The sequence below is a fragment of the Paenibacillus sp. VTT E-133280 genome (assembly GCF_002264385.1).
Lineage (GTDB): Bacteria > Bacillota > Bacilli > Paenibacillales > Paenibacillaceae > Paenibacillus_AQ > Paenibacillus_AQ nitricinens.
The window spans coordinates 1-10,855 of the sequence record NZ_NFUX01000119.1; the positions used below are offsets into that span (position 1 = coordinate 1).

At 44.7% G+C, this 10,855-nt stretch carries 14 protein-coding genes; 13 read left to right on the plus strand and 1 reads right to left on the minus strand.

Going from position 1 to position 10,855, the window contains the following annotated elements:
- The first annotated feature begins 239 nt into the window (after window positions 1-239).
- The 6 genes from CA600_RS29520 (at window position 240) to CA600_RS29545 (ending at window position 4,819) form a co-directional block, all read left to right on the plus strand.
- Window positions 240-659, plus strand: a complete 420-nt coding sequence (locus CA600_RS29520; protein WP_094874663.1) for a DUF2487 family protein — start codon at window positions 240-242, stop codon at window positions 657-659.
- 239 nt (window positions 660-898) lie between these two features.
- On the plus strand, window positions 899-1,453 hold the full coding sequence (locus tag CA600_RS29525) for a ubiquinol-cytochrome c reductase iron-sulfur subunit (RefSeq protein WP_094874664.1): 555 nt from the start codon (window positions 899-901) through the stop codon (window positions 1,451-1,453).
- A gap of 6 nt (window positions 1,454-1,459) precedes the next feature.
- Window positions 1,460-2,131 carry a menaquinol-cytochrome c reductase cytochrome b subunit gene (gene qcrB / locus CA600_RS29530; protein WP_042129529.1) on the plus strand — a complete coding sequence of 224 codons (672 nt, stop codon included), beginning with the start codon at window positions 1,460-1,462 and terminating at the stop codon, window positions 2,129-2,131.
- 26 nt (window positions 2,132-2,157) lie between these two features.
- Complete coding sequence (locus CA600_RS29535; protein WP_094874665.1) at window positions 2,158-3,030, plus strand: menaquinol-cytochrome c reductase cytochrome b/c subunit; 873 nt, start codon at window positions 2,158-2,160, stop codon at window positions 3,028-3,030.
- Window positions 3,031-3,123: 93 nt separating this feature from the next.
- Window positions 3,124-3,765, plus strand: coding sequence for a DUF1405 domain-containing protein (locus CA600_RS29540; RefSeq protein ID WP_256716306.1), 642 nt, complete (start codon window positions 3,124-3,126; stop codon window positions 3,763-3,765).
- 154 nt (window positions 3,766-3,919) lie between these two features.
- Window positions 3,920-4,819, plus strand: coding sequence for a sporulation protein YpjB (locus tag CA600_RS29545; RefSeq protein WP_094874666.1), 900 nt, complete (start codon window positions 3,920-3,922; stop codon window positions 4,817-4,819).
- A gap of 137 nt (window positions 4,820-4,956) precedes the next feature.
- Here CA600_RS29545 and CA600_RS29550 read toward each other — a convergent pair whose 3' ends face one another.
- The gene (locus CA600_RS29550; protein ID WP_042190138.1) at window positions 4,957-5,826 is read right to left on the minus strand and encodes a YitT family protein; all 870 of its coding nucleotides are present in this window, start codon (window positions 5,824-5,826) and stop codon (window positions 4,957-4,959) included.
- 168 nt (window positions 5,827-5,994) lie between these two features.
- On the opposite strand from CA600_RS29550, the gene CA600_RS29555 reads away from it, so the two are divergent.
- The 7 genes from CA600_RS29555 to CA600_RS29585 all read left to right on the plus strand — a co-directional run.
- A complete protein-coding gene (locus CA600_RS29555) occupies window positions 5,995-6,324 on the plus strand; it encodes a nucleotide pyrophosphohydrolase (RefSeq protein WP_094874667.1) in 330 nt (109 codons plus the stop codon).
- Window positions 6,325-6,383: 59 nt separating this feature from the next.
- A complete protein-coding gene (locus CA600_RS29560; RefSeq protein WP_094874668.1) occupies window positions 6,384-6,905 on the plus strand; it encodes a tetratricopeptide repeat protein in 522 nt (173 codons plus the stop codon).
- A gap of 33 nt (window positions 6,906-6,938) precedes the next feature.
- Entirely contained in the window at window positions 6,939-7,742 is an 804-nt protein-coding gene (dapB, locus tag CA600_RS29565; protein WP_094874669.1) for a 4-hydroxy-tetrahydrodipicolinate reductase, read from the plus strand.
- A gap of 15 nt (window positions 7,743-7,757) precedes the next feature.
- Complete coding sequence (locus tag CA600_RS29570) at window positions 7,758-8,180, plus strand: methylglyoxal synthase (protein WP_042129517.1); 423 nt, start codon at window positions 7,758-7,760, stop codon at window positions 8,178-8,180.
- Window positions 8,177-8,887 carry a bacillithiol biosynthesis deacetylase BshB1 gene (gene bshB1 / locus CA600_RS29575; RefSeq protein WP_042190130.1) on the plus strand — a complete coding sequence of 237 codons (711 nt, stop codon included), beginning with the start codon at window positions 8,177-8,179 and terminating at the stop codon, window positions 8,885-8,887. The genes CA600_RS29570 and bshB1 overlap by 4 nt, the downstream gene beginning before the upstream one ends.
- Window positions 8,888-8,907: 20 nt before the next feature.
- Window positions 8,908-10,065, plus strand: coding sequence for an N-acetyl-alpha-D-glucosaminyl L-malate synthase BshA (gene bshA, locus CA600_RS29580; protein ID WP_094874670.1), 1,158 nt, complete (start codon window positions 8,908-8,910; stop codon window positions 10,063-10,065).
- A gap of 10 nt (window positions 10,066-10,075) precedes the next feature.
- Window positions 10,076-10,855, plus strand: a 780-nt coding sequence (locus CA600_RS29585) for a CCA tRNA nucleotidyltransferase (protein WP_094874671.1), incomplete at its 3' end; no start/stop codon positions are given.

A 10,855-nucleotide genomic window follows, 5' to 3' on the forward strand; every position in this document is an offset into this window, starting at 1 on the left:
ATGTACTCAGCTTGTAACTCTACCTCCAAGAACGCGACCAGGCGTCTTTCTTGTTATACGCTGTGATTTTTCTAATGGAGTAATGAAGCTTTCTGTATCAATTAGAGGTGAAGGAAAACCTATGAAAATCTAAATATAGACGTTCGTCCCCCTCTTTCAATATAATGGGATTTATAACTTCGGGCAAATTTGTGAAATGTGAAAGTAACGAAGGATCGTAAATAAGGAGATGGACATAAATGAAATTCAGTGATTTTGAAGTTGAGCAGTGGAAAGAAAATCGAAAGTTCTATGATACATGTCTCATACCTTTTACAGGATTAAGCGGGGCTGAAAGTCCTCCTGAGACGGTTCAAGCTTTAGAAAGATTACGTGATTTTATGGATTTGGTGGAAATACCGTTTAAGGGACGGATTGTAACTTATCCAGCGATTCAGTATGGAGGGGGAGGATATGTTGACCTAATTAATGAGGTTTGCCAAAAAGTCAAATCCAGTGGTTTCCAGTATGCTGTGGTGTTGACAGCAGATATAGCACTTCTGGAACAAGAAATTTTTGAAAGCGATTTAGTACTCTCTCTGCCTATCATTGAGGGTTCTCTGGAAGGTAAGATTAATAGTGATATTGGTATGGAAATTCAAGAGATGTGGCGACGGTGAGTCCCTTTTAAATGTGACAGAAAATCAACAATTATAAGTTAAAATCACTTTTTGGCCTGTCACAAATTAGACAATATTCTTGACGGGTTTTGGTGCCTAAGCTATTATTAGGTTGAATCGAAATGGTATGTGATGTATTTCATTGAAAAGATTTGAAAACGGATTATTTATAGTAAGGCATCTCTGATCGGACACCTTAGATACTTTCTTATATCTTGAGAAGGGGGTTATATAACAGTATGAGCAGCCATAATGATCAACAGGATATTTGGCCTGAACAACCACCCAGCCGTAAAGAGATGTCGCGCAGGCAATTTTTGACCTACACGCTAGGTGGCGCTACTGCTTTTATGGGGGCAGGTACAATTCTCCCAATGGTCCGTTTTGTCGTGGACCCAATATTACATAAGAAGGGCGCGGGTGATTTTATAAAGGTTGCTGAAATTAGCAAAATCACCGAAGAGCCCCAAGAGTTTACGTTTGAATTGAAACAGAAAGACGGATGGTACGACAGCACAGCGACGCTGACTGCGTGGATCCGTAAAGACGCAAAGGGTGATATTTATGCGCTTTCACCCATTTGTAAACATTTAGGATGTACGGTCGGATGGAACAATGATAAGGCATATCCGGACGAGTATCACTGTCCTTGCCACGGTGCACGTTATACCAAACTCGGCAAAAATCTCGAAGTAGCTCCAAAACCGCTGGACCAGTATAAAACGAAATTTGATAACGGGTGGGTTCTTTTGGGTGATATTGTGCCTAATACAGTAGCTAGTGAGGAGGCATAGGTTCTAATGTTTAAAAATGTCTATAACTGGATTGACGAACGTTTGGATGTTACGCCAATTTGGAGAGACGTGGCCGACCACGAGGTTCCTGAGCATGTTAACCCGGCCCATCACTTCTCTGCGTTTGTGTATTGTTTTGGCGGACTGACCTTTTTTATTACAGTGATTCAGATCTTATCGGGTATGTTCTTAACGATGTATTATGTTCCAGATATTATCAATGCTTATGCAAGTGTTGAGTATTTACAATCTAGTGTTGCCTTTGGACAAATCGTTCGCGGAATGCATCACTGGGGTGCTAGTCTTGTCATTGTTATGATGTTCCTTCATACGATGCGCGTCTTCTTTACAGGCTCTTATAAAGCTCCACGTGAGATGAACTGGGTAGTTGGAATGCTCATCTTCTTCGTAATGTTGGGGCTCGGTTTAACGGGTTACTTATTGCCTTGGGACAATAAAGCTTACTTTGCGACTAAGGTAACACTCGAAATTGCTAACTCGGTTCCAGTGATGGGACCCGTATTGAAAGAACTTATGCAAGGCGGTACGATTGTTGGTGCAGAAACGTTGACTCGGTTCTTCGCACTACATGTATTCTTCCTCCCAGCGGTGCTTCTTAGTCTGCTCGTAGGACACTTTATTATGATCCGCAGACAAGGGATTTCTGGACCGTTGTAAGTTAATCTGAGAGAGGAGGAATATGGATGGCACATGGAAACAATTCTAAGGAAAAGGTTGTATATGTCGGTGATACCAGAGTTCGTAAAGGCAATGGATTTATCACACCTCCAGACTATTCAGCCTATCCTGGTAAATCGGAAGCCTTTATCCCTAACTTTCTACTAAAAGAATGGATGGTTGGCGTCGTTGTACTTGTAGGAATATTAGTGCTTACTATTTCAGAGCCAGCGCCGCTAGGGTTTCCAGCGAATGCGAGTGCTACGGTTATCCCGATTCCTGACTGGTATTTCTTGTTTCTCTATCAGTATTTGAAGCTTCCTTATGCTTCAGGTGATTATATCGTACTGGGTACATTAGGAGTAACCGGTGTAGCTTTTGGTTCACTTCTTTTAGCTCCATTTCTTGACACGGGCAGAGAACGTCGCTTCTACCGTAGACCGATCGCTTCATCTTTGATGTTCTTATCGCTAGCGGCGATTGTGTACCTAACAAATACCGCTTGGACTGAATACAAACATGAAATGGCTGAAACTGGTCAAATTCCTGAAGATGTTCAACGGGAAGAGAAGGCGGCAGAGAATAGGGCGAAGGGGCTTCCAACCTCTAGTGCAGTTAAGGCGAAGGAAGTAGCGATTGTAGATAAGGATGATCCAGCTATGGGGCTATTTAAGCAAGCTACTTGCATCTCTTGTCATGCAGCGGATTTGAAAGGGGCAGGCGGACCTTCACTTCGCGGCGTTGGGGACACCCATGATAAAGAAGCAATCCTTACTATTATAAAAGAGGGTCAAGGGCAGATGCCGAAGATGTATGATACTGCTCTGGGAGCGGGGCTTTCTGATCAAGACATTGATGCCTTGGCAGACTGGCTTGCCAAACAAAAAAGCGAACAGTAAAATAATAATAACGCAAAACCTGATCGAAACTGCGGTCAGGTTTTTGTATGTCTAAATGTAAAGTTGCCACTACTTGGGAGGTTAATGATCTGTATGTCCGTTCTTGATAAACTGTTTAAGCACCGAGGAATCATTTGGTTGTTATTCATTGTGAATCTTCTCGGTACCATTTATGGCTACATATGGTATGGCAATCAATTGGAGTTCACGGCGGCTAACTTTCCGCTTTGGTTGCTCCCGTTTGTTCCAGATAGTCCAACCGCGAGCTTGTTCTTTACCTTGGCGCTGTTGCTAATGCTCTTTCCTCCAAAAAGCTATACGGGAAACAATGTAAGGGAGCTTATTGAGGCGTTAGCGGTTGTGACGTCTGTGAAGTATGGGATTTGGGCAGTAAGTATGATTTTTGCTGGAGGTTATCAAGGAGATATTCTAGTCTGGAAAGATTGGATGCTGGTGATCTCTCATTTGGGGATGGCAGTAGAAGCTTTGATCTATGCACGATTCTTTTCTTTCCGCAAAATGATTCCGCTAGCGCTGTTCTGGACCCTTGCAAATGATATGCTGGACTATTCCTACGGAATATACCCGTGGCTACCTTCTGTACTGAATGATGATGTCACACAGGTGCAATATTTCACGATGGCGCTTACAGTGTTTAGTGTGATTGTTGCTTGGTTGTTTAGTAGTAGACAAAGACCAGTAGACTCTATCTATCAATTTAAGAATAGGTTCTAGTAAGCAGTTCTAACCCTTGTCCCCCTGCCATACATTTAGAATTATAAGAAGTATGAGTTTTATACTATGCTTAATCCTTATAATTTTACGAGAAACGAATATCGTCTTTAAAAGATGACAACGTCGTTTCTTCTTAAGTAGGAGGGGGTATTTCATGCTCCGAGGGAGATATTATGTGTTGGTTATTCTAGTATTTTGCTGGTTACTGACCAGCATGAATGTTGAAAAAGCTTCGGCAGCGCAAGGGAATGCTGGTGAAGGCTCTGGCAAGGCTTCGAAGCAAAGCGCCGACGTTAGTTCGGGCAACGGCTTGACAGTGATGAGCGGAAAGACCGGAGCACAGTTGCTAGAACAAGCCGCTGAGGCATTGTATGGGTATGTCTTGGAAGGGGATGTGATGAAGGTCCGACAAGAGACTGAAGAGATCTCTAGGATCATAGTGTCCTCTTCTTTTGAAGGAATGACCTCTGTAGAGGGCATTAATGCTTTATCAGGGGTCATTATGGACCTGAAGGCTGCTGTGGCAAGCGCAAAAGTATCTCAGCAGCAATTGGAGGCTACAGCGGCCAAATTACGGTTAGCTGCCAATAGTCTAAATCAACCCGGACAACCCATTTGGCTTCAGTATTATAAGCTAATCCGCGAGGATTTAAATGCGATGGAGCAAAGTGGTGCTACAAATGATCTGGCGGGATGGAAAACGGCTGTAGAGAGGCTACAGGGCAGGTACGAAAATATCCGGCCAGCGGTGATCGTCTCTCGGCAACCTGAAGTTGTAAATGCTTTTGATTCCTGGCTCTCTTATGCCGCAGGCATTTCTTCTTCCTCACAAAAAATCGAACGGGCCCGGTTGCTTGAAATTGTGTCTTATGGTCAGGATACTGTGCGGGTAATGTTCGGAAAAGAGAAGGATGAGCCGGCTTTGTCAGTACCCTTGGCCTCACAAGAATTTGGGATTTGGGGAGGACTAGCCGCAGGTTTTATTATCGCTGTATTAGCTTATGCGGGTTATCGTAAGTACCGTGGAGAGAATCAGAACTTCAAACCCATTTAGTGGAATGTTTATATAACCAAAAGGAGCGGGGAAGAGTCCCCCGCTCCTATTTTTAACGAATTAGAAATTATTTATTTGGGGCCCCCGCAAAGTACCTGAGTACGCATCGAAGCAAGGCCACACTTTGTGGGGATATTTTATGTTTCTCTGAATCCCTCGCCTTGTACGTCGTGCACATCGCTAATAATTACAAACGCATGCGGATCAATCGATTTAACCAGTAAACTAAGACGGCGAATTTCCTGCCTTGAAACTACACAATACACCATATGTTTGGCTTGCTTAGAATACGCACCGATTGCAGGAATGAGTGTTACCCCTCGTTCTAGTTCAGCAGTGATTAGATCAGCAATTTGGGGTGCCTCATCACTAATGATTGTAAAAGCTTTGGCGGCATAAGCGCCCTCCTGGATAAAATCGATGACACGCGATGCGATGAACACAGCAACGAGTGTGTATAGAATTTTTTCTTTGGGGATATAGAAGATGGAAGAGCCGATAATGAAAATGTCGATGGCCAGAATAATCTGCCCCATGCTCCAGCCGAAATTCCGTCCCAGAATTCTTGCCACAATGTCTACGCCACCTGTAGTGCCACCAAAACGGAACACAATCCCAAGCCCGGTTCCGAGTGTTACCCCTGCGTATAGCGCAGCAAGAATAAAGTCATGTTCGGTACTGAAAGGAACAATCCATCCAGCAGAGATCAATCTTTCGAAGATCCACAAGAAAAGGGACAAAGATCCGATTCCTACACCTGTGTATACAATTTGGCGGCCGCCTAGGACTTTCCAACCGAGCAGAAACAATGGGAGATTGATTAGCAGTGTTGTTAAAAAGATTGGAATGTCAAAGGCATAATTAAGCAGCAGTGTGATTCCCGTTACGCCGCCTTCCATGAGTTGACTGGGAATGATGAAATACAGTAGTCCGAATGCATATACTGCGGTTCCGAGCATGATAGGGGCAACTGTTTTGCTGATTGAAATTACCTTGTTTGAATTCATGGAATCCCTCGTTAGGCCTTGTTAAGGCAGTTTTTCTTTTCCTATAATAAGTATACCTTTTCTTGCAGGTGTTAAAATATTCAAAAAAGATTTGTCTTCAAAACGTCTTTACGATAACATAGGGGCAAACAGAAGGCAAGATATACAGAGGGGGCTAAGATACATTTTATGGACAAAAGTCTTGGTGACATTCAGCGTGAAGTAGACGCTTATATATCGCAATTTAAAGAAGGATACTTCAGCCCGCTGTCTATGTTAGCCCGCATGTCCGAGGAAGTCGGAGAGTTGGCGCGGGAAGTCAATCATGAATTCGGTGAGAAGCCGAAGAAATCTGATGAAGCAGAGAATTCTATAAAGCTTGAACTGGGAGATATTTTGTTTATTACCGTTTGTTTTGCAAATTCTCTTGGGATTGATCTGACTGAAGCACATAATAAGGTCATGCATAAGTTTAATACCCGAGATGCTGGGCGTTGGACACCAAAAGACACCGATTAGGCCTCTATAACATATGCTGTACCAAACGAACGGGATTTAGCCGTGAGGATGGTGAGGATATGGATCAAAGGGATTATGTAAGAGAAGCCTACCGCTCAATATTGCGTAGTGACTTTGCGGAAGCTATTGTTTGCTTTGAGGCTGCGATTGCAGCAAGTCCTGCTGATGCTGAAGTCAGATATCGTTGTTCCATAACATATGCCCGCAGTGGTATGCTAGATAAAGCTTTAGTTCATGCTCAGGCGGCTATGAAGTTAGATGGCAGCAAACCTGAGTATAGTCTGCATCTACAGCATCTTCAAGCTATGATGCATGTACAGGAAGCTAAGCGGTTGATAGAAGATGAAGAAAACAAAACTCGTAACCCGTACCATCCGATTACGCTACTTAAAGAGGCCATCGCCCTGGATCCATTATACGGGGATGCTTATGTATGGCTTGCCATCGCACATAGTCGGGTGAATGAACATATACAGGCTATGGCCGCCTTAAAAGAAGTGATTTCTTTACATCCGGATGATTCTGGCTTGCGAGAATTGATGGTAGACCTTCAGAAATCCATACAATCGTATATGCAATAACTATATAACTAGTGAAAGCGAGGATGAAAAGATATGAGCAACAAGATCAGAGTTATCGTATCCGGCGCAGGCGGGAGAATGGGTAAAGAGGTTGTTAAACTTGTGCTGCAAGACGAAGAGTTGGAGCTAGCGGCTGCGGTAGATCGTTCATCGATGGATATAGATGCAGGCCGTCTAGTAGGTCTGGAAGACTCAGGAATTATTGTAACTTCAGATTTTGAGGCTGCCCTCGCAGGAAGCAACGGAGATGTTGTGGTCGATTTCACTACACCGCAATCAGCGTATACGAATACAGTGTTAGCCATTAAATATGGCGTGCGTCCGGTTATCGGTACAACCGGATTCACACCGGAGCAAATTGTGGAACTGGACAAGCAGTGTCAAGACCAGGGGATAGGTGGACTTATTGCTCCGAACTTCTCCATAGGGGCTATTCTGTTGATGAGATTTGCGGCTCAAGCTTCAAAATACTTTCCACATCTGGAGATTATCGAGTATCATGGTGACCAAAAACTGGATGCTCCATCCGGAACTGCAGTCAAAACAGCAGAGATGATTTCAGAAGTACGGGAAGAGCTTCGTCAAGGAAACCCTAAAGAAGAAGAAACGATTGAGGGTGCGCGTGGGGGTTACTATAATGGATTCCGGATACATAGTGTCCGTCTTCCTGGTGTGTTTGCCCAAGAAGAAGTGATTTTTGGTGGGTTCGGACAATCCTTAAAAATCCGGCATGATTCTTATGAGCGAGCAGGCTATATGCCAGGCGTTAAGATGGGTATTCAAAAGGTAATGGGATACACTGGCTTGATCTATGGATTTGAGCACTTTATAGAATAGACAGGGGAGAACACCATGTTAAAGATCGCATTTATTGCACATGATCGTAAAAAAGATGAAATCGTAAATTTTGTATTAGCCTATGAGCATGTATTTGTAGGTCATGAACTATTTTCTACGGGGACTACTGGCCAACGGATCATGGATGTGACTAGCTTGAAGATTCATCGCTATATGTCAGGACCATTGGGTGGAGATCAGCAAATTGGGGCAATGGTAGCCCAAGATGAATTGGATCTTATTATTTTCTTGCGCGACCCATTAATGGCACAACCACATGAACCAGATATTACAGCTTTACTTCGTCTATGTGACGTATATGGTATCCCTGTAGCAACGAATATCGCAACAGCTGAGGTGCTTGTGAAGGCGATTGATCGTGGTGACTTTGCTTGGCGAGAACTCGTCCATAAATACAAACCAGGTGTTGATGAATGAAGCTGGACATTCTTGTATTTGGGGCTCATGCGGATGATGCGGAGATCGGAATGGCAGGTACGATTGCGAAGCATACCGCTGCAGGACTAAAAGTAGGTCTGTGCGATTTAACAGCTGCGGAAATGTCCTCGAACGGTACTGTAGAGCTACGCAAGGAAGAGGCACAGCAAGCTGCTGATCTACTTGGCGTGTCTGTGCGGACGAATTTGGGCTTATCTGACAGAGGGCTGTTTATAACAGAAGAGCATGTGGCCGCTGTGACAGCAGAAATTCGCCGGTTTGCTCCTGCGATTGTTTTTGCTCCTTATTGGGAAGATCGTCATCCGGATCATATTGCGTGCAGTAAGCTAGTAGAAGAGGCTGTTTTTAATGCTAAACTACGTAAATATATGCCGGACAAGCCGGCAGTTCCGGCTCCACAGCTGTTTTTTTATTTTATAAATGATCTAGGACGTACGGATCTTATTGTAGATGTTACTAAACAATATGGGCTGAAAGAACAGGCGTTGTCCTGCTATCGCTCCCAGTTCACCAAGCCGCTCGGTGCCGATGCTGTATCCACACCGCTGACAGAAGGTTACATTGAACGTGTTCGTTCCAGAGACATGTTGCTTGGACAGCGGAGACTCATTCCCTATGCGGAAGGGTTTGCAACAAAAGTGCCTTATGCAGTAGATTTGTTTACTGCAGGGGATCAAACTATATAAGGTATAGAAGGGGACGGAATATGGATCGTTTGAAAATAGGCATCACTTGTTATCCGTCTCTTGGCGGCTCAGGCGTAGTAGCGACTGAATTAGGAAAACTCTTGGCCGAAAAGGGACATGAAGTTCATTTTATTACACACAGCATTCCGTTTCGGTTAGGGAAATTCCAGAAAAATATATTTTACCATGAGGTAGAGGTTAATGATTATTATGTATTCAAATATCCTCCTTATGATTTAGCGCTCGCTACGAAAATGGCTCAGGTTGCCAAAATGCAGAATTTGGATTTGTTTCATGTTCATTACGCTGTTCCGCATGCTGTTTGTGCTTTCCTTGCTAAGCAGATGCTTGGTAATGATATAAAAGTTGTAACGACCTTGCATGGTACGGATATCACGGTACTTGGACAAGATGAATCTCTAAAAGATCTAATCCGTCTTGGGATTAATGAAAGTGATGCAGTAACAGCTGTATCGAAGGATCTCATTAGAGAAACTCGAGAAGTGCTGGATATCACGCGCGAGATCGACCTCACTTATAATTTTGTTGACCATCGTGTCTATTACCCACGGGATGTTTCGAATCTACGGGATGATTTTGCTTCCCCTGAGGAGAAGATCTTGATGCATATCAGTAACTTCCGCCCAGTTAAAAGGGTAAGTGATGTTGTGGATATCTTTGCTAAAGTGAATCGCGAAATCCCTTCACGTCTGCTGCTTGTTGGCGAAGGGCCAGATCTTCCTAAGATTCAAGCTAAGATCAGTGAAATGGGTCTGGATGATAAAGTCCGCTTCTTAGGAAGACAGGATGAGATTGCTCAGGTTATTTCGTTGGCTGATCTTCTTCTGTTACCTTCTGAGAAGGAAAGCTTTGGTCTGGTCGCCCTGGAAGCGATGGCCTGTGGTGTTCCGACTATAGGTTCTCAAACCGGAGGCATTCCGGAGCTCATAGAACATGGCAAGACAGGATTCATTGCTCCAATTGGGGATACAGAAACTATGGCGAAATATGCAATCAAACTCCTATCGGATGATCGCATGGTGGAGCAGTTCAGACAAGCTTGTTTGGAAACGGCCTGCAAAGATTTCTGTAAGGATTCGATTACAAGTCAGTATGAGGATATATATTACCGTGTGCTCGGGCGCAAGGTACCTAGACTGGATACAGTCAGGGGGTAAGGAGTTCGTAATGAAATGGAAAATGGCGCCATCTGCTATGGCTCTTGCGGCGGAAAATGTAATTTCTGAGCTAACGCAAAACGGCCATGAGGCTTTTTGGGTTGGAGGCTGCATTCGCGATGAGCTATTGGGTAGGCCAGTGCATGATATGGATATTACAACTTCAGCAGTGCCGGAGGAAGTGATAGCCATTTTCGCACGCAGTATTCCGACAGGACTAGCACACGGGACGGTCACTGTGCTTCAGGATGGGCATGGATTTGAGGTGACGACATACCGAACTGAAAGCGGGTATGTAGATCATCGTCGTCCGGACCATGTTGAATTTGTTAGTGATGTGAAGGAAGATCTTCGTCGTCGTGATTTTACGATTAATGCGATATGCTGCGGGCTGGATGGAGATTTGATTGATCCCTTCGGAGGCGAGAAGGATCTAGCTCTCCGTGTGATCCGCTGTGTGGGTGATGCAGAGGAACGGTTCGATGAGGATGCGCTTCGCATGCTTCGCTGCATTCGTTTCGCATCGGTGTTAGATTTCTCCATCGCTAAGAATACGTGGAGGGGGCTACTGCGCCAGCGAGATAAGCTGGCGCATATTGCTGTGGAGCGTGTCCGCGCGGAGCTGGACCGCATCATAGAGGGGCCGCATCCTCGGCGCGGCCTTGCTATGCTAGCGCGCTGTGAGCTGCTAGCGCGCGGCAAAGCCCCGTTCCCCTGGACCGGAACCGATATGGCGGCAGCTGCCGCCTTAACGGCTGGGATAGGGGAACTGGAGAGCGCCCCCCTGCGG

Excerpts from the sequence above, each read along its gene's own strand:
- CA600_RS29520 (WP_094874663.1), top strand. The coding sequence starts at position 240 with ATGAAATTCAGTGATTTTGAAGTTGAGCAGTGGAAAGAAAATCGAAAG.
- CA600_RS29525 (WP_094874664.1), top strand. The coding sequence starts at position 899 with ATGAGCAGCCATAATGATCAACAGGATATTTGGCCTGAACAACCACCC.
- qcrB (WP_042129529.1), top strand. The coding sequence starts at position 1,460 with ATGTTTAAAAATGTCTATAACTGGATTGACGAACGTTTGGATGTTACG.
- CA600_RS29535 (WP_094874665.1), top strand. The coding sequence starts at position 2,158 with ATGGCACATGGAAACAATTCTAAGGAAAAGGTTGTATATGTCGGTGAT.
- CA600_RS29540 (WP_256716306.1), top strand. The coding sequence starts at position 3,124 with ATGTCCGTTCTTGATAAACTGTTTAAGCACCGAGGAATCATTTGGTTG.
- CA600_RS29545 (WP_094874666.1), top strand. The coding sequence starts at position 3,920 with ATGCTCCGAGGGAGATATTATGTGTTGGTTATTCTAGTATTTTGCTGG.
- CA600_RS29550 (WP_042190138.1), bottom strand. The coding sequence starts at position 5,826 with ATGAATTCAAACAAGGTAATTTCAATCAGCAAAACAGTTGCCCCTATC.
- CA600_RS29555 (WP_094874667.1), top strand. The coding sequence starts at position 5,995 with ATGGACAAAAGTCTTGGTGACATTCAGCGTGAAGTAGACGCTTATATA.
- CA600_RS29560 (WP_094874668.1), top strand. The coding sequence starts at position 6,384 with ATGGATCAAAGGGATTATGTAAGAGAAGCCTACCGCTCAATATTGCGT.
- dapB (WP_094874669.1), top strand. The coding sequence starts at position 6,939 with ATGAGCAACAAGATCAGAGTTATCGTATCCGGCGCAGGCGGGAGAATG.
- CA600_RS29570 (WP_042129517.1), top strand. The coding sequence starts at position 7,758 with ATGTTAAAGATCGCATTTATTGCACATGATCGTAAAAAAGATGAAATC.
- bshB1 (WP_042190130.1), top strand. The coding sequence starts at position 8,177 with ATGAAGCTGGACATTCTTGTATTTGGGGCTCATGCGGATGATGCGGAG.
- bshA (WP_094874670.1), top strand. The coding sequence starts at position 8,908 with ATGGATCGTTTGAAAATAGGCATCACTTGTTATCCGTCTCTTGGCGGC.